The following is a 24,177-nucleotide window of genomic DNA, read 5'->3' on the forward strand; positions in this document are numbered from 1 at the left end:
CAATGATTTCTCTTGGTTTGATACCTCTTTTCCCGCTGTTGGGATGCATTATCCTCGGTGCTATTGCTGTTATTTCTTCGGGTAGCCGTAGGGGTCCTGCAGAAGGTTTCGTTGGAACGCTCGCAGTTCTTTTCCCGGCTCTCTCGTTTGCGGGTGTTGCTTTGCTCGCGCTCAACATGCCGGAAGCAGGCATTCGCGAAACGCTCTGCAACTGGATTGACATCCCGATGTTCCGCGTGGATATCGGATTCCTCTACGATGGTCTTTCCCGCATTATGCTCTTGTTCGTGACGGGCATCGGTACGCTCATCACGCTTTACTCGATTGGTTACATGCACGGCGACCGCGGCTTTGCCCGTTACTTCGCCTACATCAACCTCTTCTTGTTCAGCATGATCGTGCTTGTGCTTTCGGATAACTTGCTCCTTACGTTCCTCGGTTGGGAAGGCGTGGGCCTCTGCTCTTACCTCCTCATCGGTTTCTGGAACAAGGATATCAAGAACTGCAAGGCTGCAAACAAGGCTTTCATCGTGAACCGCGTGGGTGATATCGGATTCTTGCTTGGTATGCTCTGCCTCGTGACGATCGGTGGTTCTGCTATCCTCAACTACGATGTGCTTTCGAACTTCATTAGCATGGTCATCAGCGGTAACCACGTTGAATTGGTTATTCCGGCTCTTTCTATCGCTGGCATCCTGTTCTTCGTCGGTTGCACGGGTAAGTCCGCTCAGATTCCGCTCCTCACTTGGCTCCCGGATGCTATGGCGGGTCCGACTCCGGTTTCTGCTTTGATCCATGCCGCAACGATGGTGACTTCTGGCGTTTATTTGCTCGCTCGTCTCGGTAGCATGTTTGCCCTCCTCCCGGTGGTGCTCGACATTATCGTGGTGGTCGGTATGCTCACTGCTTTCTGGGCTGCTGTTGCTGGACTTTTCCAGAACGACATCAAGAAGGTGCTTGCTTATTCTACCATCAGCCAGCTTGGTTACATGTTCATGGCTTCTGGTGTTTGCGCCTTTGACGCTTCTATCTTCCACGTGTTTACGCATGCCTTCTTCAAGGCAGCGCTCTTCCTCGGTGCAGGTGCCGTGATTCACGCCCTCGCCGGTGAACAGGACATGCGCAAGATGGGTGGCCTCTTGAAGAAGACTCCGGTGACCGCTTGCGTGATGATTTTCGCGTTCCTTGCCATTGTCGGTTTCCCGGGCTTTGCCGGTTTCTGGTCCAAGGACTTGATTCTTGAACGCTTGTTCATGAACTGCTCGATGGTAATTCCGGGCTTTACGGTCTTCGGTCATGAAATCCCGACAATTCCGCTGAACGGTGTTGTTTATGCCATTGGCCTTGCAACCGCAGTGATTACTGCTGTGTACATGGGTCGCCTCATTATCCTTACGTTCTTCGGTAGCTACCGCGGTTCTAAGGAAAGTGAAGAGCACATTCACGAAGCTCCGGCTGTCATGCTTATTCCGATGGTGATTCTCGCTTTCGGTGCCGTATTTGCCGGTTACTTCTGGGCCGATTCTATTGGCATCAAGTTCTTTGCCGAAACGCTTGCTCCGGTTGTGGGTGCCGCTCAGGCTTACAACACTCCGGCTGTAATTGCTCATGTGAACCCGGTTATCTTTGCTGCTCTCGGTACGTTTGCGGCTCTTGCCGGTATGTTCATTGCATACAAGATTTATGCTAATGCTCGTATTCCGGCTGCCAAGGGCTCTTCTGCTCCGGAAGGTGGCAAGGCTACTTGGACGTTCCTGTTCGATTCCATTCACAAGTATGTTGGCATTATTCCGGTCAATGTGCTTGCATGGATTTGCGATGTGGTCGTCGACAAGATTCTTGCCGCAGCCCAGTGGACTGTCGGTGCGATTGCATCGATTATCGGTGACGGTGCTGCATCGTTCCAGGTTCGCAAGGTGCGTCTCCAGATTGCGCTTAGCATTTTGGGCTTGGCTGTGCTATTAATTGTAGTTCAAAGCGACGATCTTGCTCCTGTGCTTTCGAACTTGATTGAAAAGTACATAGAGCCTGTGTTCAATTTTGTGAAAAAAATTGTAGTGTTTATCGTAAAATATACTGTTTGGAGGGTAATCTAATGCTTTTACATCTCCTTGTCATCGCTCCTTTTGTTGCCGCCATCCTCATGGTGATGACATCCAAGGAAGATTCCAAGTCTTCTTCCCGCCTTGCAATTTTGATGGGAATCATCTTTGCTGCGATGTCTGTCGCTCTCGTTGCTAACGGTAGCATTACAACGGAACCTGTTGAATGGTTCCATATCCCTGGTTGCAAGGGACCTATTTACTACTACTTTACTAGTCACGGACTTGCCTCATGGATGGTTTTCCTTTCTTGTGGCCTTTCGCTCGTGGCTTTGATATCTGCACGCAAGATTACTTGCAGAAGTTATCGCAACTTTGCAATCGGCATCTTCTCGTTGATGGGCGCCATGAACGGCACCTTCCTTGCTGCAGATGCTGTGCTCTTCTTCTTCTTCTTTGAAGCCATGGTGATTCCGGCTGCAATTTTGATTGCCGGTTACGGTGGCAAGGACAGAATGAAGGCTGCGATGACGTTTGCAATTTACACGTTGGTGGGCTCTGCTCCGATGATGGTTGCTCTTTGGTACATCTTGACGGTTGCAGAAAACTCGACGCTTATTTCTCTTGCTGTTGCTGTCCAGGGACTTCCTGAAGGAACTCAGAACATACTTCTCGTATGCTTCCTCCTCGCTTTCCTCGTGAAGACTCCGATTTTCCCGTTCCACGGCTGGCAGGCGATTACATACGCTGAAGCTCCGGCTCCGCTTTCTGCAATCCTCACGGGTGCAATGAGTAAGGCTGGCGTGTTTGGCTTTATCGTCTGGATTCTCCCGATTTTCCCGCTTTCGATGGATAGGGTCGCATGCTTGATGTGGCTTGGCCTTTTCACGGCAGTTTATGGCGCTCTCATGGCTCTCCGCGCAACGGATGGCAAGAAACTCCTTGCTTTCAGCTCCATGGGGCACCTTGGCCTTGCTGTGGCTGGTGTGTTTAGCCTTTCCGAAGCAATGCTTCCGGCTGTGCTTGTGTTGCTCGTCGCTCACGGCATTTCTGCTGGCGCCCAGTTCTTCCTCATGGGAATTGCAGAACGCATGGCCGGTACGCGCGAACTCGACAAGCTCGGTGGCCTTTCTTCTACGAATCCGGTATTCGGTACGTTGTTTGGCTTTGCTGGTGTGATGGCTCTCGCTGTTCCTGGTACGGCTGGCTTCGTCGGTGAATTCTCCGTGCTCCTTGCCCTTTGGGACATGGGCCCGCTCCCGGCTCTCGTGGCAGGCTTCACGCTGATTCTTTCCGCTGCTTACATGCTCCGCTTTATCCAGAAGGTTATCTTCGGTAAGGCCTCTAGCGAATACGATAATGAACGTCGCACGACTCTTCTCGAAGGTACTTCGATTGGCGTTATGCTTTTGCTCCTCCTCGTGTTCGGTTTCCATCCGGCATTTGTGTCTGATTCTCTTAATGAAACTGAATCGACCGAAGATCCGGCTGCAGTACAGGTGCTTAACGATGCCGCTCTCAATAATGGCGAAGCTCCGATGACCGCCGAAGAAATCCATCAGCTAGATTCGACTCTTGCAGCCGCCGGCTTCAAGGACGATGAACGCGCATCTATCATCGCCCAGATGAAGGGTGAAAACGGCTCTGAAGCTGCTGCAAAATCTGAAAATTCTGTAAAGGAGGCTTCCGATGCTGAATAATCTTGTTTACCTCTTGCCGGTTATCTTTGTGGTTCTGGGCGGCATGGTTGCTCTCGCTGCCGAACCGTTCTTTGATGACGAAAACAAGCACAAGGTGCTTCCGTGGGTTTCTGCGTTCTTCATTGCTTTGGGCGTTGTCGCTTTGTATTACGCCAAGACTGAAACGCTCTTGAGCCTCTACGCTATGGACCCGGTCCGCCGCGTGCTTTGCATGGCAATTCTCCTTTGCGCTTTCCTCGGCATTTCCGGGCTCCAGTGGACGCTTGGCCGTGAAAAGTTCAAGGGTGGTGAAGCTTATGGCCTTATGTTGCTTGCCACAAGTGGAGCCTTGCTCATGACACAGGCAATTGACTTTGTCGCTCTCTTCATTGCTATGGAACTCACGAGCTTCCCGATTTACGCTCTCGTGGGCATTCGCCGCAAGGACATCAATGCAAATGAAGGTGTGTTCAAGTACTTTGTCTCGGGTGCTGTTTTCAGTGCAATTTTCCTCTACGGTGTTTCGCTGATTTACGGTGCAACCGGTTCTACGCATTTCTGCGGTCACGTGCTTAGCGGTCGTGAAGCTATCTATAGCGTGGGCATGCTCTTTGTGATTGCAGGCCTTCTTTTCAAGGCTGGCGCAGCTCCGCTCCACTTCTGGGTGGCTGACGTCTATACGGGCGCCTCTGTGGCTGTGACTGGCTTTATGGCCGCTGTCGTGAAGGTCGGTGCTCTTGCCGCTCTCGGTACAGTCTGGGTCAGCGTTCTCGTGACTCGCTCCGGTGCTGAAGCTGTTTGGAACCTCGCTGAAAAGGTGACTATCGCAAATCCGTCCAAGCCGCTTTTCTACGTGATTGTGGTTGTGGCGCTCCTTTCCATGGTGATTGGCGCCTTTAGCGGCCTTGCTCAAAAGTCTGTACGTCGCATCTTGGCATTCTCTGCTGTGATGAACGCTGGCTTTATCGTGATTGGTCTCTTGGTTCCGAATTACCTCGGCAAGGGCGAAATCCAGATGGGCCCGATGTTCTACTTCCTCATCACATATGCTATTGCTTCTGCAGGCGCATTGACAGGTATCGCATACATGTCCGGTAGGGAAGATCACAAGGAAAATCTTGATGAGCTCCAAGGTGCTGGTCGCCGCCGTCCGTTCGTGGCGCTTGGCGTTGCTGTGTGCTTGGCTTCTCTCGCTGGCCTTCCGCCGGTTGCTGGTTTCCTTGCCAAGTTCACGTTGTTCACCGAAGCATTCAATGCTGACCTCGGCTGGCTTGCCGCTATTGGCTTTGGCCTCTCCTTGGTGGCTGCGGTTTATTACCTCCGCATTGCCTATGTGCTCTTTGCTCCGAAGAAGGATGAAGGTGAATCGAAGTGCTGCTGCGGCGAAGGTAAGTGCTGTGGCCAGTTCGAAGCAACCTATGTTTATCTGCTCCGCTTTGCCGTGGCTGTTGCCGCAATCTCGCTCCTCGTGATTAGCGTCCGTCCGGCACTTGCTTTGATCGGATAGTGAAATTTGTCATTCCTCTTCGAGGTTTGATCACCTTTTGAAAAACGTCCCGGCTGAATAAGCTGGGATGTTTTTTGTATTTTGTTTTTGAAAGGGAACTAAAATGATTTGTCCGAAATGTGGTGAAAAGTTCGATTATTACGAGCCTTGTTGCCCGTGGTGCGGGGCTTCGAAACCGGTTGAAGAACAGAAACCGGCTGGCGATGATTCGCCCAAAGAGGAATCTCAGGAAAAAGAGGACGAATGCATCACGTTTGAGTCTAAGAGAGAACATGACGGTCGTTTTGAAATTGTACGCCAGCACGTTTGCTCGATTCTGAGTCTTTGTCTTGGTCTTTTCTTATTTCGCACAGATGATATGTACTTTTTGGTTGCTTCATTACTTTTTTTGATAGGAGCTCCTTATTTATTTTTTGATACGCTTCATTCAATAAAAATTGTCCGTAAAGTCAAATGCTATAAGGATAGGTTTGTGCTGTGCTCATGTTTTGATGAACGGGCTTTTTCTTTTGATAAGGCGAATCGACCTGAAATGAAACTTAGTGTATTTGAAGGTGGCTACACAATTATTTTTCGGAACAGTCAATATCGAAAAACATTCATTGTCTGCGAACGCGATTTCCCTGAAGTTGTGAAGGCGATGAAGAATGTTTACGGCATATCGGCTGAATAAAATTTTTATTATTTAGATGAAATGGAGATGCCCGCTTCCTTCGACTGACGCTCAGGACAGGCTCCGGCGGGCATGACAAAATAAAAAAGCTGATCTTATTAATGCCTGCGGGCATGAAAAAGGAATTATTATGGATAAAATTTATCGTTCTGGTATTGGTTTTGACGTTCACAAGTTGGTGGAAGGCCGCAAGTGCATTATCGGCGGCGTGGACATCCCGTACGAAAAGGGCTTGCTCGGCCACAGCGATGCCGACGTGCTTTTGCATGCGATTAGCGATGCTTTGCTCGGGGCCGCTGGCCTTGGCGACATCGGCACGTACTTCCCGGATACGGATCCGGCATTCAAGGGCGCGGACAGCTTGGAACTCTTGCGCAAGGTCGGAGAAGAAGTCAAGAAGGCTGGCTACGAAATCATCAACATCGATAGCGTCGTGATGTGCGAGCGCCCGAAGGTAAACCCGCACAAGGAACAAATGAAGGCAAATATTGCCCGCGTGCTTGGCCTTGACGTGAAACAGATTGGTATCAAGGGCACGACGACCGAAAAGCTCGGCTTTACGGGTCGCGGCGAGGGGATCGCCAGCCAAGCCGTTGCGATGGTTGCAACGAAGGCTTAATAGCAGTCCGCTTGAGCCAAATAAAAATTCCTACTAAAAATGTAAGCTCCCCCCCCTTTGACGAATCAGAGGGGGATTTCTATTTTTTACATAGTTCTAAAAAACAGAAACAACTACGTCTCGAATCCGGACTAGCTGAAAGGCAGCGACGATGACCCCGGTAAGAGGCGCTTTTATAGGATTGACCTATGACTCTTATGATTCTCAAGATGATCGGTTGCCTCGCTCTCCTTATGTTTGGCATGAAGACGATGAGTGAAGGCTTGCAGAAACTTACTGGTGGACACCTCCGTACGGTTCTTGGAACTATGACCAAGCATAGGCTTGGTGGACTTCTTACAGGTACTGCCGTTACTGCTGCTGTGCAGTCTTCGACTGCGACTACCGTCATGACTGTTAGTTTTGTGAACGCTGGCTTGCTTACTCTTAGGCAGGCCATTCCTGTTATTATGGGCGCAAATATCGGTACGACGGCAACGGCGTGGCTCATGTCCATCTTCGGATTCCAGTTCAACATGAGTAGCGTGGTGTGGCCGTTCTTTGCGCTTGGCATTGTGCTTACTTACGTCCGCAAGAACAGTGTCAAGAGCTTTGGCGAATTTGTTTTCGGGTTCTCGTTTATGTTCCTCGGGCTCACGACTCTCCGTGAAAACGCGGTGGCGATGGACCTTTCGCATAACCAGACGATTATTGATTTCTTTGCCTCGACGGGCGGCTACGGCATCTGGAGCACGCTTTTGTTCTTGCTCCTGGGCGGTATCCTTACGATGTGCGTGCAGTCTTCGGCTGCCATCATGGCGATTACGCTTATTCTTTGCTCTAGTGGCGTGCTCCCGATTTACCAGGGAATTGCGCTTGTGATGGGCGAAAACATCGGTACGACGGTGACCTCGAACCTCGCGGCGCTTTCGGCAAGTACGCAGGCTAGGCGCGCGGCTTTGGCGCACATGCTCTTCAACGTGTTCGGTGTGGTGTGGGTGCTGATTTTGTTCCACCCGTTCGTGAACATGGTTTGCCATTTTGTCGGCTTTGACCCGGCATTTGTGCCGCAGACACAAGAAGAAATCGCTCAGGCAGGCATTCGCGTGACATACGCACTTTCCGGATTCCATACCGCATTCAACCTTTGTAACGTGCTGCTCCTCATCTGGTTCATTAAGCCGATGGAGACGCTCATCTGCAAGATCATCAAGGAAAAGGAAGACGGCGAAGATTTCCGTATCAAGTTTATCAGTGGCGGCCTCATGAGTACGGCCGAACTTTCGCTCTTTGAAGCTCGCAAGGAAATCAACGTCTTTGCAGAACGCACTCTCAAGATGTACCGCTTTTTGCCGGACCTCCTCAAGATGAAAAATGAAGAGGACTTTGTAAAGCTGTTCGCCCGCATTGAAAAGTACGAAGGTATCAGCGACAGATTTGAAATTGAAATTGGTGAATACTTGAACAAGGTCAGCGGCGGTCGCTTGAGTATCGAAAGTAAGACGATGTTGCAGTGCATGCAGAAGGAAATTTCTGAAATCGAAAGTATCGGCGATGCTTGCTACAACATGGCTCGCGCCATCAACCGCAAGTTCCATCTTGAGGAAGATTTTACCGAGGAACAGTACAGCCGCATAGAAAACATGATGAAACTTTGCGACCAGGCGCTAGTGCAGATGGTGGATGTTATCGAGGACAAGCCGCATACGAAGGCTTCGAATACGATGGCGCTTGAATTTGAAATCAACGACTACCGCAAGATGCTCAAGGACTTGAATATCGAAGATATCAATGCGCAGCGCTACAGCTACCAGATTGGCGTGCATTACATGGATGTGGTGAACGACTGCGAAAAGCTGGGGGACTACGTGGTGAACGTCGTCGAAGCGCACGTGAACCACAGATTGCTCGGAAAGTAATCGGAATGGAGCCGCAGGGAATGCGGCTCTTTCAATATTTTTATATTTGCAATTTAGTAGGTGACCTTGGCCTTTTTTAGGGGCGAAAAATGGAGGGCTATATGAAAAAAATCATGGCGTTGGCTTTTGCCTTGTTCTTTGCGGTAGCAAATGCCGCTGAAACTTACGTAGCTTCGGAAAAGATCACGCAACAGGTTCTGTCAGGGGAACTTACCCAGACCGTGTATGCTGGCGATGAAATTAAGCCGATTACGATTCTATATGAAAATACTGGCCTTGGCGAAGATGCTGTACCAGAATATTCATCGACGAACTTTTTGGAAAATTTTGGATTGTCGAAAAGGTGGGTGGGCTCTAGATGTGAAATTGCGGGAGAGATGAGAGATGATATTCCCGCTGATACGTACAATGCTTTTATCGTCGTCCGGGACAATGAAGGCAAGTTCGCCAAGACTGAGTTCAAGTTCACTGTGCTGGAAAAAGAAGAAACGTTGTCTTTAAAATGGAATAAAAGTAGCGGTGACGTGAATCAGAAAGTCACTGCGGGTAAGTCTATTACACCTATCGTTTTCGATTACGAGGGATTAACAAGTTATAGCGTGAGTGGACTCCCGTCTGGACTTGTAAAGAATATTGATGAAAAAAAACATAAAATCATGATTGTCGGCTCTGTAAATAGCGATGTAATGTCTGGTGATTATGAATACAAAGTCACTGTTAAGAACGACCAAGGCGATGAAAAGAGCATGTCGGGAACGATTGTTGTGAAAAGTGGCAAGGCTCGCACATCAATAAAACTTGTTAGTGAAAAAGCAAGACAGGAAGTCCTGGCGGGCAATGAGATTGAGCCTGTCGTGTTCGAGTTTGCAAATGTTCATGTCGATGAAAGTTTATCTTCATTTAAGTTCGAAGGATCGTTAAAAGGATCGTTTGTGTATAGTGTAGAAGAAAATAAGCTCACGTGCAGTGGAACTGTCGATGAAAATTTGAAGGGTGGATTATACACGATAAGAATTATTGCAATTGGTGAAAATAACAATGATACCGCTTTTGCAAACGTTGATGTGATTCATAAGTCTGTAGAGACGAAGGTATATGTCATTGAAAATGAAACGCAGTCGCTGACTGCCGGCGATTCTATCAAGCCGATTGTTTTCAAGGTAGAACATGGCTCTAATCCTGAGCTTACGAATTTCCCGGGTGGTTACGAGCTTAAAAAAGATGGTAATACGGTGACTATTACAGGGCTGGTTGAAGAAAATGCTAAGGGCCCGTATACGGTCACGCTCACTGTAAAAGGTGCTGATAATGATGCTTCTGCTGAGGCTACTATTAATGTCACTCCTGTGGAACTGAAGTTTGAACTTGTCGAAGGTAGTGATGACCAAACGGTTGTTGCCGGTGAAGCGATTACCCCGATTGTCTATGCGTACGATCATGTGAAATCTATTAACGGTAAGGGTTTCCCTGCTGATTTGAAGGTGGAACAAGATAAAGAAAAAAAGCAAGTTAAGATTTATGGAACTGTGGATCCTAAAATGGCGGCCTATGAATACGTTTATTGGTTCGAACTGACGGATTATTATGGAGAAACAAAGACTGTAACGGGCAAGATTAATGTCGTTGCATCTATTGACGATATTTCGTCTTCGTCGAGTTCGGCAACGAGTAGTAGCTCTGCCGTGCAGTCCTGCTCTAGCGTTGTGGCATCTTCGAGCTCGGAGGTTGCTTCTTCAAGCTCTGCAGAGGTCCTGTCTTCTAGCTGTTCTGCACAGTCCAGCAGCTCTGCTGTGCAGTCCAGCTCTAGCGTTGTGGTATCTTCGAGCTCTGTGGTTTCCTCTTCAAGTTCTGAACCTTCTTCAAGTTCCGCAAAGTCCAGCTCTAGCGAAAAGGCCGAATCCTCTTCGAGCGAAAAGACTACTGGGATTGCGACGGTGGCGATGAACAGCGTGAAGTTTGGCTATGCAAACAATGTGCTGACGGTTGCTGTGCCCACATCTTCGATGGTGCATGTGCAAGTGTTCGACTTGACCGGTCATCTGGTCGAAACGTTTGCAGAATCTGTGAATGGCGCAAAGAGCATTAGTCTCGCTCATTTGAACCGTGGCAATTATCTTGTGCGAGTCGAAAGCAACAGCATGGTTCGTACCGCAAGAATTGCCGTGAAATAAAGACTTGGCAATGCAAAAAAGGCTCCGCCACCGCGGAGCCTTTTTAATATGCAAGATTTGACTGGATTCTTCGCGGCTATTCGCCCCTCAGAATGACGTAGAAGCCGAGAGTAGCGAGAATGCTTGCATTCTCATTACCGAGGCGCCCCAGTCAAGCATCGAGATGAATGACGTAGAAGCCGAGAGTTGCGAGAATGCTCGCTTTCTCATTACCGAGGCGACCGAGTCAAGCCTTGAAAAGGAATGACGTAGAAGCCGAACGTAGCGAGACTATGTGCGGGCAGCGAGTTCCTCGGGCGTTCTCGAGAGAATGTCCCAGTCGCCGCGCTTGATGATCTTGTAGGCGTAGCCCTGTTCCGTGAGGAACAGCTGACGGTTCATGGCAAATTCCTGTTCCTTGGAGTCCTGCGTCACGATGCTGTAGAAGTGGGCGGCGCCGCCGTCGCTCTTGGGGCGCAACACGCGGCCGAGGCGTTGTGCTTCTTCCTGGCGGCTTCCGAAGGTACCGGAAATCTGGATAAGCACGTTTGCATCTGGCAAGTCGATAGCGAAGTTACCGACTTTCGAAACCATGAGGTTCTTCTGCGCACCGGAACGGAAGGCTCCATAGAGCTTTTCGCGTTCCTTGTTCGGCGTCTTGCCGGTAATGAGCGGAATCTGCAAGTCTTCGGAGAGCGCTTCGAGCTGGTCAATGTACTGGCCGATGATGAGCACGCGGTCGTCCGGCTTGCTGAAATACTTGAGCAGGCGCTCGACGATGTCCGTCTTTTCGGGGTTCGTGCTTGCGAGCGTGATCTTGTCGCGCACCGGAGCAAGAGCGTACTTCATCTTGAGTTCCGGATCCATCGGGATGCGGATTTCGTTACAGTCGGCGGTGGCAATCCAGCCCTGGGCTTCCAAGATGCGCCAAGGAATGTCGAACTTTTTCGGTCCGATCAAGCTGAATACTTCAGTTTCCTTGTGGTCTTCACGGACGAGCGTTGCCGTAAGGCCCAAACGGCGCGTTGCCTGCATTTCGGTACTCAAGCGGAACACCGGAGCCGGGAGCAAGTGGACTTCGTCGTAAATCATGAGGCCCCACTTTTCCTGGCTGAAAAGCGGGAAGTTTGCAAGTTCCTTCTTGACCTCTTCTTCGGTCATTTCTGGTTCCTTGCCTTCCTTGTTTTCGTCACCCTTCTTAGCGCGCTTGCGCTGCGTCAAGATTTGGTAGGTGGCAACTGTCACCGGGCCGATTTCCTTCACTTCGCCGGAGTATTCCTTGACTTGGTCGAGCGTGAGGTTCGTCTTGTCGCAGATTTCGCGAATCCACTGGCGGGAAGACGAAATGTTCGGTGTCAAAATAAGAGTCTTAGTTTGTATTAAAGCCATGGTGGCAAGGCCGATAACAGTCTTACCGGAACCGCAGGGGAGAACGATCACGCCGGAACCGCCCTTTTCGCTACCGCTCGCATAGAACACCTGTGCGGCATCCTTCTGGTAATCGCGGAGGTTGAACGGCTTTCCAGAAACGGTTGTTTCGCGGAGCTTGATGGGGAGTGGGTCGCCAACAGTGTAACCGGCCAAGTCTTCGACTGGGAAGCCTGCGTTGGTGAGGACCATCTTCAAGTGGCCACGGCGTTCCGGGTCAACAACGACGTGCGTGTCATCGATGTATTCGATGATGAACGGTTCCACATCCCTCAACTTGCAAATTTCGAGGAACATGATTTTGTCATCGGATTCCATCATCAAACGGCCGTCTTCTTTCTTTAAACGAAGGAGGCCGTAGCGGGCCATGTAATCTTCAATTTCGGTAACGACAGTCGGCGGTATGGGGTAGCGGCTTTGGCTCTCGAGTCTTTCGAGGACTTCGGGTGCGCGCAGGCCTGTTGCGGCAGCGTTCCACAAGCTCAAATGAGAAATCTTATAAGTGTGCAGGTGCTCCGGGCTTTTGACAAGCTCTGTAAAGGGGGCGATTGCATCACGTGCGGTGGTATAATTAGGATTGTCGACCTCGACCATGATTTCGAGGTTACTTTGTACAATGATTGCGCCATTCGGATTCATAGAGCGACAAATTTAGTTATTTAGGGCGCGTTTCGCAAGTCGTACGTTTTTGCTGAAAATCTTACAAAAAGGCTTTGGTATAATAAATGGAGATTTCCTCCCCATACGCGGATCATGACTACTAAGCAGCAGAGCTGCAAGTAGTCAAAGAGCTCGGCGCCGGGGTGATATGCAAAAAAACTCCCCGGATTTAAGTCCGAGGAGTCTTTCGAGCCGCCCAGCAGATTTGAACTGCCGACCTGCTGATTACGAATCAGCTGCTCTACCAGCTGAGCTAGAGCGGCGAAGCGAGAACAAAGATAGTAAATCGATTAATTCTTGTCAAGATTTACTGACAACCTTTATTTTTTTTTCTATGATTGGTCTACGAGAAATTTTTTAACATGGAAGCTTAAAATATGGCTAACGAATCTAATAATAACCAATCTGAACTTAAAGCATTCTTTGTCCAGCACGGAACAAAGATCGCTGTGGCATTCGTCGTTCTCTTTGCTCTTATCGCAGGCATTGTGCAGTATAAGGAAGCACGTAAGGTTGCTGCTGCTGAACAGAGCGAACTCATTGGTATGGGTCTTACTTACCTCTATGCTGGCGAAAAGGACAGTGCTCTCGTAGAATTCGAAGGTAAGATTGCTTCTGGCAAGCTCGAAGGCCTTGCTCTTGCTAAGGCAGCTCTCCTCGCCGGTAACATCAAGTACGAAAAGAAGGACTATGATGGTGCTGCATTCCACTTCCAGACCTCTCTCGACAATGCAGGCTCTGTTGCTCTTGTGCGTTCGGCTGCCATGCACGGTCTTGCCGCTGTGAAGATGGAAAAGGGTGACTTCTCTGCTGCAGCAAACTTCCTCGAAAAGTACATTGCTGAATTTGGCAAGCGCACTGGCGACAAGGAAGACCGCTACCAGAAGGACGAACCGGCTGACGAGGTCCCGATGGTTGCTGACGCTATGTGGAAGCTCACGCTCGTGTACCAGCAGCTCGGTGCAACTGACAAGGCTAAGGCTACCGCTGAAAAGTTGCTCCATGTATATGGTGACAACCGCGGTCTCGCTGACAAGGCTCGCAAGTTCCTTGCTGCTATCTAATTGCTGATTTTTTGGAAATTTAGGCTCGTCTCCTTAGCGGGGACGGGCTTTTTTATATATTGATTTTATTGTACAACATAATGGAGAAAATTCATGAAAAAAAAACTGATTTGCATAGTTGCCGCAATGCTTTTTGCTTGTGCCGGTAGCAAAAGTTCGTTGGAAAAAATGGCAGATGATATTTTTTATGTGAGCTTCATCTGTACTTCTAACGGAAAAGCCGAAAATTTGAAAACAGCGTGCCAAGAGTGGACTGAAAAAAAGAACAAATTGACTGATGAGGAAAAGAAAGAAGTCACTAGAATTGGGTCTGAAAAATATCAGATAATGGTGGAGAAGGCGGGCAAGTTTGTAGAGCAAAGAAAAGAAGAAGATGACGCCGGCATAAAATTTTTGAGTGAAGCTCCAGCCGTTTTACCAGCAGATTGTAATGATTGTAGTGAATTGTTAAAAAAAGCGGTTGATACAGTTCATGTCTTTGTGACAAAGTGCGAAAATGACCAGCAATTGCCTGAAGAAGAGTGTTTAAAACTGGATAAACGCGTTAGTGAACTTAATGGCGAAATGAGTTTGGATGATGAGAAAAAAATTTTTGAAATTCAATATCAAAAACTCATGAAATATTAAAAGGGCTTTATAAAAATCAATTTACATCTACGTCAGTCTGTATAAGTTATATTGATAGCATACACAACCTAAAAATGGGAGGGTGGGGCCATGAAAAATATTTTCTTGGCACTTTTGGTGTCTATTCCAATTTCTCTGACCGCGTGTGGAGATTCCCCGGAAAAGTTTGTGAATGATGTCGTGGACAGCGGCATCAAGTGTGAAACGCATGAGTATGACCAGGCCAAGTGTAATCAGCTTGTTGCCGAATTCAAATCGCGTAATCGCAATTTTAGCGAAGAAGAACAAAATGAAATCCGTAAACAGGTTGTGGAAAGGTTCTATATAGAACTGAAAAAATTGGACAAAAAAGGTGTGAAAGTCGGGTCCGCGTTTTAATGGCGCGCTTAAAATGCTAACGCCCAGCCGATGGCGAACAACGCGTAATAGGCAATGACCCAGAAAATGTCTGCGATAGCAGTAGGCGCTCCCCAGCGGAGCGTTTTCTTTTTGGGAATGAATCCGCAAAGGAGGCCTGCAATAAAACCGTATAGGTGGCCGAGAATGTCGGCGTTTTCGCCAAGGCCTAAGAATACAGCGAGGGAGGCGGCGCCGCAGAGCGGCGCGAATCTGCGGAGCATGCCGTGCGTTTCGCGCGGCATGAGACGGAATTCAATGACGGCGAGGCAACCGATGGTTGCGAAAACGAAGCCGGAAAAGCCGAGCGAGCGGAAATTTGTCTGCACTGTAAGCGCCACAAAGAAATTTGCGACAGCGCTTGCGACCGCCAAGAATGGCACTAGTTTGGCGAGCGGGATGCGGTAATGGAGCAGGCTTAGCGCTAAGAATCCCGAGACTAGGTTTGATGCGAGGTGGCGGCTGTCGCTGTGGAGCGTCATGGCGGTAATTGTGCGCCACCATTCCCCGCGTAGAATCTTGGAGGCATCGGCGATGCCTGCGTTGTGCATTTGGACGAACATGTCGGAGAAGTCGAATAGCGTACAAACGATGGGAATAGCAAGGACCCATAGCGGCTGGAGCGTGAACTTTAGCGGGAGAGGCGGATTTTCATCGCGCGGGGGATTTTCGCGGTGGTAAAGGCGAATTTGGAATTGCGCGGCACGGCGTTTTTCGGGTTCCACGAAAATTTGGAAAGGGCCTTCTTCGGAACGATCGATGCGGTGCGAGATTCCCTGTGATAAGAGTACAAGGCTTTCGTCGCGGATTTGCCTAAAACCTCCCTCGCTGATGCGCACGTCGGGCGGAGTCTGCTGCTCTTCTGATTGTGCGGTTTGTGAAAAATCGATACTTTGTTCAATTGAGGATGGCGCGGATTCTCGAGAATGCGTATCTTCGGCGGAAGGCCTGCGGCGAATCATGGGCGATATAAAGTGTGGCATGGTTACCTTCCTTCTGCGTCATTAGTAAATCGGATATTTTATTCTTGTTTTTGTTTAAAAGCAAACCGCGTGCCAAAAAGTGAAATCCGCCTCAAACATTTTAAAAAGATAAAATCAGCTCAAATAGACTCCTTGCTTATTCAAAAAATAACATGCAAACGTTTCAAAAGCAAATGTTTAAGGAATTTTTTGAAACGTCGTTATAACAACTGAGCTGCCGAGGTGAGGGCGAATTTGCCTGTTGCAGTTTCACATTCGGCGCGCACGTAGGCAAAGCCGAAGGTCGCGACGGGAATGTCGGCGTGATCGGGGGCCGCGACAAGGCTTCCGAGCATGATTTCTTCTGTGGGTGCGAGTTTGCCGTTGGGGAGTTCTCTGCGCCCGAAAATGCGGATATAGCGGAAACCGCCGCCCATTTCTTTGTTGCTGCGGGCGTGGAATGTGATTTCTTTGCCGGTGCGTTCCCACCAGAGTGCAGGACCGTCTGTGATGTAGCAATTGTCGGCGGCGAAGGCTGCGTTTATGTCGACGAGGGTTGTCGAACCGCTCTTGTTTAATTTTACAACCGTGCGGACGTTTCCGAATGTATGGGCGCGGGTGTGCTTGAGCGAAAAGAGCGGTAGGCTTACAGCGGTCATGCCGTTCAAATCGCCATGGGCATCGTTTCCGCCGATAGGCAATAAATAATTACCCTTTCCTAATTCATTTATCCAAAATTCTCGGCCGAGCTTGAAACCTTCATCGCGGATACCGTTCCAGAATTGCAGCCCGCGAATGGGGTGCTTTCCTTTGATGTTCAAGTCTTCGGGTTTCCAATAACCGCGGCGGAATACAAATTTTTCCAAGAGTCCCATTTGCTGGAATGGGTGCGCTGCAAAGCAGTGCGCCTCGGTCATGTTTAAAATTTGTTTGATGCTGCGTGTGGGCCTGTTTTCGAGCCAGTAGCGGCCGCAATCGCCGAGGCCCGGGAGGTAACCTTCGGGGCCGAGGACGGTCATGTGCACGTTCTCGCCTTTGCTGTTGCCGGCAGAAACTTCTTCGCCAGCAATCATGAGCGGCATGTCGCCTCCGTTTTCATCTTTCTCTGGGAGCGCTGCGATTTCTTCGCTCAACTTTTGGAATCTCGGAACGGGCGAGACTGCTTCTTTCGTGTAGTCTTCTTGCGTGAAGGCGAAGTCGTAAGCGTGATCGGTACAGCTTACAAAATCGAGCCCGACTGCTTTTGCCGCTTGTTGCAAAACTTCGGGTGTAGCGCCATATTCCACATGGTCTGCGGAGTAATGCGTGTGGCAGTGCATTTCGCCCGCGGCGTAGCCGGGAGCGATGGGAGGCTTTTCGTTCAATACTTTGAAGCGGAGCGGAACGGGTTTTAAACGCGGTAAGTTCCAGCGCTCAAATGTTTGCGTTTTTCCGTCGCGTTCGACGGTCAGTTTGCAATGCGCTTCGTAAGAGCCCGCAGGAATTTTCCCGAGCGCAAGTGGAATGAATTTCATCTGCTCTCGGACTTCAATATTCAATTCTTTGCAGATGGTGATTCCGGGTTTGTGCGCATCTTGAAACTGCGTTTCATGAACCCGCACATTTTCAAAATACGTTCCGCAGCATTCGTCGACAGCGCTTTTTAAAACAATTTCTGCATTTTTTAGAGTTGTCGGGAAACGGTCGGCATCGCGTACCACAATCCATAATGTGGGTTCAACGCCCGGCACGAACTGGAACGGTGCATCGAAAATAATTTCGGGCCACGGCTTGTAAAGGAGCGACCAGGGTAGCTTGAACTTAAAATGCGTCTCGGCGTAACGCAATTTTTCCCCTGGTAAAAAGCTCATCAGTCACCTTTTGTTTTGATTTCTTCGGCGGGTACTGCCGGCGCTTTTTTTTCTGCCGGTGTTGCAGGTGTGACCGGATCTTTTGACTGCGCAGTTCCAACAGAGTCTTTTGCTGTAGCTGCTGTGACTTTTGCACTGTCTATGGTTGCTTTTGCAGAATCCGCAGCGACATCTAACGAGTCTGCGACCTTTGCCGTGTCGGCAGTGACTTTCACAGAATCTTGCACCGTTTTCAGCGAATCCGTAACGGAGGTGCTCGCGATTGTCGAATCCACTTTTGCGCTATCTGCAATTACATTTGTCGAATCCTTTTTCGTATCGTCGATAATCATGACTTTTGGCTTTGCGTTTTCGCCATCGTCGTCATCATCATCGTCGTCATCGTCTTTTGGCTTTGGCTTATTCCACAGTCCAAAAGAACCCCTGATTTGCAATTGTAACCCACCAAGGTTCCACTTTGCTTTTTCGTTCGGACCATTAGGCACAATGTCCGAGAACTTTTTGTTCGACTTCACGGAGATGGAATTGAATCCAATGTCGCCGTAAAGTTTAAAGCTTTTCCAAGTTGCAAAAAGATAACCCACGCTTACGCCAAAGCCTGCGCCAAGGAGTGGAGTTTCTGCTTCGAGTTTACCCCAGGTCGTGTAGATTTCGGTGCCCGGTAACGCCCAGTACCAACGTACGGCTAAACTGAAAAGTCCACCCGTGCTGAGTGTTATAAAATTCTTGGGCAAGGCAAATCGGTATTCCAAATACATTGGAATGCCTTGGAGCGTGTATTCGTAACTGTGAGTGCTGCTTTTGCGGTCGGTCAAGACAACTGATTCGTTATCGTAAATAAATCCGATGCCCGCACTCAAAAAATGGTCTTCGGCAAATTGCCATTGAATTCCCGCTGTAATCGGAAAGCAAAAATTGACTTTCTGGAAATCCTGTTTTGCTACGTTCAAGGATTCGGCACTATTGACTGCGTTTTCCTTGAATCCGTAATAGATGGTGTCGATGGCATTTTGGAAGTATTTGCGTTCTTCGAAGCTGATGAACGAAATTGATGGCTGCACAAAGACGGACAAAATGGAATTGTCGTGGTCCAGCTTTTCTTCGCTCGCGGCAAAGCCTGTTGCTGCAAGCAGCAATGTTGCAACGAACGAAAAAACGATATTTCTGGACTTAAACTTCATCCGTGCGCCTAGTTAGCCAAAGTCTTTTCTTCTTTCTGCATGCGCTTCTTTTCTGCTTCTTTCTTGAGGCGCTTTTCATAGGATTCTTCGGCCTTTGCAATCTTTTCTTCGGCCTTCTTCACGCGTTTTTGAATTTCCTTGTCTTCGCTAGATTCGTTCTGTGCAACAGCGAGGTATTCTCTTGCGGATTCGAACTGGTCAAGATCCGTATAGGCGTCTGCAATGAGGAAGAGCGTTTCTTGACGGCGCTTCGCCTTCGGGTATGTTTCCAAAAATTCCTTGAAGTAAATCACGGCGGCCTGCGGCTTTTCCATGCGCAAGTAAAGGCGGCCTGTCTGGAATTCCTTTTCGGCAACGCGGTCTACGAGCAAGTTATAGTAGTAATTGACCGAGTCGCGGAGCGGGGTATTCGGGTGGTTTGCTAGGTAACGTTCAAAGTCCTTCATGGCGGTTGTCGTGTTCGATTCGTCACGGTCAATTTTGTAATCCATGTTGAACGAAGAAACTGCCTTGCGGAATTCGGCGGTTTCTGCAAACGGAGAACCCGGGAAGTTCACGATAAAGCTTCCGTATTCGCCACGGGCTTCAATCCACTGCTCCAGGTTGAAATGGCTTTCGGCAAGCAAGAACTGAGCTTGTTCCATGTAGCCAGAACCTGCACAGGTAGAAAGAATTTCTTCGAGCTTTTCGACGGTGCGTCCGTACTTTTTAGCCTTGAAAAGTTCCTCTGCGTATTCATAGCGCTTTTTGCACCAGTCCGTGTGGGTGATTTTTTCATTTGTAGTAGAGGAACAACCCATCATGGTTGCCATATAAAGGAAAAGAGGAACGAACAGGGTACTCTTGAAAACTTTTTTCATTTTTTTTCTTTGGTTAATTCTAACTTTCATGCTGTAAAGTAGAAAAAAACGACTCTAGAGAAAAATGATTTTAGTCCGCTATGTCTTGAAAGAGCTGATAGGTCCTTTTTTGGCTTCGCTCTTTGGCATTACTTTTTTGTTTGTAGTTGACTTTTTGGTCAAAATCTTGGACAATGTGTTGTCCAAGGGCTTGCCTACATCTACAGTTCTTGAAATTTTTGCGCTCAACTTGGCTTGGATGCTTTCGCTTTCGATTCCGATGGCGGTTCTTGTAGCAAGTCTCATGACGTTTGGCCGTATGTCGGGCGACCAAGAGATTACGGCTGTCAAGGCAGCTGGCATTTCACCATTGTCGCTGATGCGTCCGGTGCTTCTTGTTGCCCTTTTGCTTTCGGTCTTGATGGTCGTGTTCAACAACTGGGTGCTCCCGGAGGCAAACCATCGTTCCGTGGAACTCATGAACGCCGTTTCTCGCAAAAAACCGCATGTGTTCATTGATGCCGGACGACTCATTACGCAGTTCCCGGGTGTGCAACTTTGGGTGAACCGCATTGACCCTGTTTCGGGCACGCTCTATGGAATCCAAATTTTTGAAATGGAAAAGAAGGGCGCTCCGCGAATTGTGTATGCCGACAGCGCCTCGATGGATTATGTGGATAACGGGGCTACGCTTATGCTCCGCCTCCGTAGTGGCGAAACGCATCTCGTCGATCCTGATGATGCGGATAACTATTTCCGTATCCGATTCTTCTCGCAAGATTTGGCCATGCAAAACGTAGATGACCGCCTGGAACGCCGTAGCAGGAGTTACAGGAGCGACCGTGAAATGCCTGTCGAAATGATGTGGGATGTGGTGACGGATGCACGAGCCAAGTACGATACGGCTGCAGTGCAGGCGAGAACTCGTCGTTTGCCGACTCTAGTCCGCATTCGCGATTTGGCCGTAGGTGATAGCATTCTCCCGGCAGATGCAAGTGGTGTGCCGATGAGCGATTCCTTGCAGTTTGTGCAGGGGCTTCGCAAAATCCGCGTGCAGGAAACTGCCTCGCTCCGCGCTACAGAACGTGTTTGGGGCCGCATGGAAGGTGAACTTAAACGTTCTGCGCAGTACATGGTCGAAATCCATAAAAAGTTCAGTACTGCTTTTGCATGCTTCATTTTCGTGTTGATTGGAGCTCCTTTGGGAATCATGGCGCGCAAGGGTGGTATTGGTACGGGTATTCTCTATAGCCTTGCTTTCTTTGTCATTTACTGGATTTGCCTTATTGGTGGCGAAAACTTGGCTGACCGTCTGATTGTCTCTCCGGAACTTGCCATGTGGGTTTCGAATATCATCATCGGTGTGTTCGGAATTCTCCTTACGCGAGCAATGATTCGCGACCGTTTCTCGGGCGAATCTAGATTAAAGCCTTCTGTAATCTTTAAGGCTATTGGTCGATTCTTCCTTAAAGTCGTGAGGCATGTCTGATGAAGTTCTCTCGATACCTTATCTGGAATTTCTTGAAGATGTTCCTCATCGTGGTGTGCGGAGCAATTCTCATCTTTGTTGTAATTGACTTTGTTGGTAACATCAAGACCTGGCTTGCTCGCGACATGAAAGCTGTCAGCGATTATTACTTGAGTTATCTCCCGTATATTTTGTACTTAATCACCCCGGTTGCTTTGTTTATTGCGGTTCTCGCCTCGGTAGGTAACATGGCTCGTCATCTCGAAATGAGTGCCATGCAGAGCTCCGGTCAAAGTCCGTTCAAGACGCTTCTCCCCATATTTTTCTTGGGCATTCTCATGTCGATTGGTTCGTACGAAATGAGCGAACACTGGCTCCCGGATGCAAACCACAAGCGCTTTGAAATCATGGAAACGAATGCGCAAAAACGCAAAAATCCGCGCATCAAGGAAAAACAGGACTTTACGTTTATCGATAGCGAAAAAAACAGTTGGTTCTTTAAACATTACTCCGGCAAAAACAGACAAGGGCGTGATGTGGTATTGCTTGTGCGCGATCGTGGGCGTTTGGTCGAACGTTACGACGTTCGTGCTATCCGCTGGATTGAAAAGGATTCGGTTACCAAGGCTGGGTTCTGGCGTTTTGAAAATGGATACCATCGTGTGTTCAAGAAAGACGGCTCTGTTGAGGTTTCCCAAGTCCGCGCCGAAAGCATGAAGGGCAAGGTGAATACGCACCCCAATGACCTTATCAACGAACGGCAACTCGCTGACGAAATGGATTCCAAGATGGTCAAGGAGCGCATCAATGTGCTAAGACGTTCAGGCGAAGATACCCGAGCTATGGAGACTGCTCTGCAGTTCAAGTATTCGGCGCACTGGATGAACTTGATTGTTCTTTTGATTGGGGCGGCGCTTTGCCACCGGTATAGCCGTTCTGGGGGCCTTTCCCAGAAATTCGGTGTTGGTCTGTTGCTCGTTTTTAGCTATTATATTCTAGAGAGAATAGGGCTTAAAATGGGTGAAAACGGGGCTCTGTCGCCGTTCTGGGCGGCGTGGAACAGTCACTTCATTTATGCTGGTCTCGCGTTTGTAATGTTATACCGATCATTCCGCTTGTAGAGGGTTTTAAATGTCCGTGTCTGAAATTTTATTTGTGGTCGCTGGAGCGTTGCTAGGTCTTGCTTTTCAGGGGGGGATGTTCCTGTTCCTTATCCCGTTTGCTGTTGTTGCGTTTTCGCTTGCCTGCATGAACCGCCCGAATGTTCCGCCGAACACGTCCGTGCTCCCGGTCATCAAGAGCAATAAGCGTTCGACGGCGCTTACGCCGGTTGTCTCTCCGGACCTCCGCAATGAATTCACGAACAATGTCAAGATGGATACGAACGAACCCAACTCTTCGCTCCGTGTCAATCAAGTTTGGGCCCGTGCAAATTCGGATGTGGACAAAGCTTTTGGCGATATGTTGCGTTGCCTCAAGGTTCTTATGCCGCAGGCAAATACGCTTACCATCTTTACGAATGGCGGTAGTGCAAATGAATTGCGCTTGAGAACGTTCCAGAGCGATATCCCGAATATCATCGATACCGGTGCAAAGATTACGGATAATATGGGTATCTTGAGCCAACTTTTGCGCCCGGAAGTGTCCCGCATTTTGGAAGGCGATTTGCTTGTCGGAAAGCGCCTCACGTATTACATCGAAAACCGCATGATCCGCTCGTTGGTGGGTGTTCCGCTGCTCGACCGCGATGAACGCCGCCTCGGTGTATTGCTTGTGGACTCCTTGCACCCGAATGCGTTTACGGCTGCCGAAGCGCAGGCTCTCTCGTTCATTGCTCATGCCATGTACATGGTGAGCTTCAAGAGCTATATCTCGGCGCAGAACTACATTGAACAGCAACAGTTCAGTACGCTTTACCATTACCAGCGCAAGTTCTTCCAGACCATGTCTGTGAAGGATATTTACAAGCAAATGTTCGAGTACGTCAAGGAAAACATGCCGTTTGACCGCTTGACGATTCTTTTGCTCGATAAACCCAAAGAAGGTGCTGGCCGCGTGATTTACTGCGTGGGTATGGATTCCGAACAGTTTGTCGATAAGCAATTTACCTTGTCTGATAAGGGTATTTTTGTTCTAGCCCTTATGAGAAACCGCCCGGTATTCCGTTCGTTCAATTCGGGCTATGCCGATTATGTGCCGCGTTTGAACGATTCCGAAAAGCGCAACATGGAACTTCGTCAGTTGTTCGTAATGCCTGTCTCGTCGGAACCGGATTCCAAGACTGCTGAACTTGCCATTTGCCTTGAAAGCCGCTATAACAACCGCTATCAGGATCACGAAAAGAAATTGCTCAAGGCTTTTGCTGGCGTTGCAGGCTTTGCTTACGCTCGTGCATGCCAGTTCGAAAAGGGCAAGGATCTTGCAACACGTGATGGCCTTACGGGCCTCATGAACCACCGCTCTTTGCAAGAAGCGCTCCGCACAGAGAAAGTTCGCGCTGACCGTAAAAAGTATAACATCGGCGTGTTGATGATGGACATTGACCACTTCAAGAGCGTGAACGATACGTACGGTCACCCGGTCGGTGACGAAGTGATTAAGGGAATTGCAACGGCTATTAGTGGTGAAATCCGCAAGGAAATAGACGTTGTGGCACGTTACGGCGGTGAAGAATTTGTCGTGGCGCTCATTGATACAACGTCCGAGGGCATGGTCGAAACTGCAGAACGCATCCGCAAGGCTGTAGGCAAGTTGGAATTCAACGTGCACAAGACGGATCCGCTCCGCGTGACGGTTAGCATTGGTGCTTTCCTTGTGGAACCGGAATTTTCGGACATGAAAAAGGCCGTGAACAATGCTGACCAGGCTCTCTACAAGGCGAAGGATGGTGGCCGCAACCAGGTCGTACGCTTTGAAACTATAGAAACTGAAGCGGTGGGAGATTAGAACTTAGATGAAATGTCATCCTGAGTCCCGGAACTGAGTCCGGGATAAACTCCGTCGAAGACAACTCAGAAGGTGAGTGTTGCGTCCATGCTAGCATGGACATAACCGAGCCAAGAAGTTGGGGCATTTGCCCAATCCAGTAAAATTGTTCGCTAGAAATAACTGGATTCTTCGTCCCAAAGGACTCA

The 24,177-nt window shown here is 49.0% G+C and carries 18 protein-coding genes and 1 tRNA gene; 13 read left to right on the forward strand and 6 right to left on the reverse strand.

What is annotated here, in order from left to right; all coding sequences use genetic code 11:
• Nucleotides 1-2: 2 nt before the first annotated feature.
• From nuoL to BUQ91_RS01315, 7 genes are all read left to right on the forward strand, one after another.
• Nucleotides 3-2,096, forward strand: a complete 2,094-nt coding sequence (gene nuoL, locus BUQ91_RS01285; RefSeq protein ID WP_254794325.1) for an NADH-quinone oxidoreductase subunit L — start codon at nucleotides 3-5, stop codon at nucleotides 2,094-2,096.
• Nucleotides 2,096-3,742 carry a complex I subunit 4 family protein gene (locus BUQ91_RS01290; RefSeq protein WP_074207862.1) on the forward strand — a complete coding sequence of 549 codons (1,647 nt, stop codon included), beginning with the start codon at nucleotides 2,096-2,098 and terminating at the stop codon, nucleotides 3,740-3,742. The genes nuoL and BUQ91_RS01290 overlap by 1 nt, the downstream gene beginning before the upstream one ends.
• Nucleotides 3,732-5,228, forward strand: coding sequence for an NADH-quinone oxidoreductase subunit N (locus BUQ91_RS01295; RefSeq protein WP_074207863.1), 1,497 nt, complete (start codon nucleotides 3,732-3,734; stop codon nucleotides 5,226-5,228). The genes BUQ91_RS01290 and BUQ91_RS01295 overlap by 11 nt, the downstream gene beginning before the upstream one ends.
• Nucleotides 5,229-5,331: 103 nt before the next feature.
• Nucleotides 5,332-5,901, forward strand: coding sequence for a hypothetical protein (locus tag BUQ91_RS01300; RefSeq protein ID WP_074207864.1), 570 nt, complete (start codon nucleotides 5,332-5,334; stop codon nucleotides 5,899-5,901).
• Between the two features lie 130 nt (nucleotides 5,902-6,031).
• Nucleotides 6,032-6,520, forward strand: coding sequence for a 2-C-methyl-D-erythritol 2,4-cyclodiphosphate synthase (ispF, locus tag BUQ91_RS01305; RefSeq protein ID WP_074207865.1), 489 nt, complete (start codon nucleotides 6,032-6,034; stop codon nucleotides 6,518-6,520).
• A gap of 188 nt (nucleotides 6,521-6,708) precedes the next feature.
• Nucleotides 6,709-8,418: a Na/Pi cotransporter family protein gene (locus BUQ91_RS01310; RefSeq protein WP_074207866.1), complete on the forward strand. Its 1,710-nt coding sequence runs from the start codon at nucleotides 6,709-6,711 to the stop codon at nucleotides 8,416-8,418.
• Between the two features lie 101 nt (nucleotides 8,419-8,519).
• The gene (locus BUQ91_RS01315) at nucleotides 8,520-10,589 is read left to right on the forward strand and encodes a T9SS type A sorting domain-containing protein (protein WP_083601105.1); all 2,070 of its coding nucleotides are present in this window, start codon (nucleotides 8,520-8,522) and stop codon (nucleotides 10,587-10,589) included.
• Nucleotides 10,590-10,859: 270 nt separating this feature from the next.
• Here the strand turns inward: BUQ91_RS01315 and BUQ91_RS01320 are convergent, their stop codons facing one another.
• Nucleotides 10,860-12,635, reverse strand: a complete 1,776-nt coding sequence (locus BUQ91_RS01320) for a DNA repair helicase XPB (RefSeq protein ID WP_074207868.1) — start codon at nucleotides 12,633-12,635, stop codon at nucleotides 10,860-10,862.
• 211 nt (nucleotides 12,636-12,846) lie between these two features.
• Nucleotides 12,847-12,919 (reverse strand) — tRNA-Thr (locus BUQ91_RS01325).
• 114 nt (nucleotides 12,920-13,033) lie between these two features.
• Between BUQ91_RS01325 and BUQ91_RS01330 the strand changes: the two genes are divergently transcribed.
• The 3 genes from BUQ91_RS01330 (at nucleotide 13,034) to BUQ91_RS01340 (ending at nucleotide 14,725) form a co-directional block, all read left to right on the forward strand.
• On the forward strand, nucleotides 13,034-13,720 hold the full coding sequence (locus tag BUQ91_RS01330) for a tetratricopeptide repeat protein (RefSeq protein ID WP_072827528.1): 687 nt from the start codon (nucleotides 13,034-13,036) through the stop codon (nucleotides 13,718-13,720).
• 93 nt (nucleotides 13,721-13,813) lie between these two features.
• Nucleotides 13,814-14,347 carry a hypothetical protein gene (locus BUQ91_RS01335; RefSeq protein ID WP_074207869.1) on the forward strand — a complete coding sequence of 178 codons (534 nt, stop codon included), beginning with the start codon at nucleotides 13,814-13,816 and terminating at the stop codon, nucleotides 14,345-14,347.
• 90 nt (nucleotides 14,348-14,437) lie between these two features.
• Nucleotides 14,438-14,725 carry a hypothetical protein gene (locus BUQ91_RS01340; RefSeq protein ID WP_072827526.1) on the forward strand — a complete coding sequence of 96 codons (288 nt, stop codon included), beginning with the start codon at nucleotides 14,438-14,440 and terminating at the stop codon, nucleotides 14,723-14,725.
• Between the two features lie 8 nt (nucleotides 14,726-14,733).
• Here the strand turns inward: BUQ91_RS01340 and BUQ91_RS01345 are convergent, their stop codons facing one another.
• The 4 genes from BUQ91_RS01345 to BUQ91_RS01360 all read right to left on the reverse strand — a co-directional run bounded on the left by BUQ91_RS01345 (nucleotide 14,734) and on the right by BUQ91_RS01360 (nucleotide 19,596).
• Nucleotides 14,734-15,726 carry a rhomboid family intramembrane serine protease gene (locus tag BUQ91_RS01345; RefSeq protein WP_074207870.1) on the reverse strand — a complete coding sequence of 331 codons (993 nt, stop codon included), beginning with the start codon at nucleotides 15,724-15,726 and terminating at the stop codon, nucleotides 14,734-14,736.
• 200 nt (nucleotides 15,727-15,926) lie between these two features.
• The gene (locus tag BUQ91_RS01350) at nucleotides 15,927-17,555 is read right to left on the reverse strand and encodes a CehA/McbA family metallohydrolase domain-containing protein (protein ID WP_074207871.1); all 1,629 of its coding nucleotides are present in this window, start codon (nucleotides 17,553-17,555) and stop codon (nucleotides 15,927-15,929) included.
• Entirely contained in the window at nucleotides 17,555-18,736 is a 1,182-nt protein-coding gene (locus BUQ91_RS01355) for a hypothetical protein (protein WP_254842199.1), read from the reverse strand. Before BUQ91_RS01355 ends, BUQ91_RS01350 begins: the two co-directional genes overlap by 1 nt.
• Nucleotides 18,737-18,744: 8 nt before the next feature.
• Nucleotides 18,745-19,596 carry an outer membrane protein assembly factor BamD gene (locus BUQ91_RS01360; RefSeq protein ID WP_072827523.1) on the reverse strand — a complete coding sequence of 284 codons (852 nt, stop codon included), beginning with the start codon at nucleotides 19,594-19,596 and terminating at the stop codon, nucleotides 18,745-18,747.
• Nucleotides 19,597-19,660: 64 nt separating this feature from the next.
• Here BUQ91_RS01360 and BUQ91_RS01365 point away from each other — a divergent pair, with 64 nt between their 5' ends.
• The 3 genes from BUQ91_RS01365 to BUQ91_RS01375 are packed head-to-tail and all read left to right on the forward strand — an operon-like array spanning nucleotide 19,661 to nucleotide 23,989.
• The gene (locus BUQ91_RS01365) at nucleotides 19,661-21,064 is read left to right on the forward strand and encodes an LptF/LptG family permease (protein ID WP_074207872.1); all 1,404 of its coding nucleotides are present in this window, start codon (nucleotides 19,661-19,663) and stop codon (nucleotides 21,062-21,064) included.
• Nucleotides 21,064-22,164 carry an LptF/LptG family permease gene (locus BUQ91_RS01370; protein WP_072827521.1) on the forward strand — a complete coding sequence of 367 codons (1,101 nt, stop codon included), beginning with the start codon at nucleotides 21,064-21,066 and terminating at the stop codon, nucleotides 22,162-22,164. Before BUQ91_RS01365 ends, BUQ91_RS01370 begins: the two co-directional genes overlap by 1 nt.
• A 10-nt stretch (nucleotides 22,165-22,174) precedes the next feature.
• The gene (locus tag BUQ91_RS01375; RefSeq protein ID WP_072827520.1) at nucleotides 22,175-23,989 is read left to right on the forward strand and encodes a sensor domain-containing diguanylate cyclase; all 1,815 of its coding nucleotides are present in this window, start codon (nucleotides 22,175-22,177) and stop codon (nucleotides 23,987-23,989) included.
• The last annotated feature ends 188 nt before the right edge of the window (nucleotides 23,990-24,177 follow it).

The sequence above is a fragment of the Fibrobacter sp. UWB11 genome, assembly GCF_900143015.1.
Taxonomy (GTDB): domain Bacteria; phylum Fibrobacterota; class Fibrobacteria; order Fibrobacterales; family Fibrobacteraceae; genus Fibrobacter.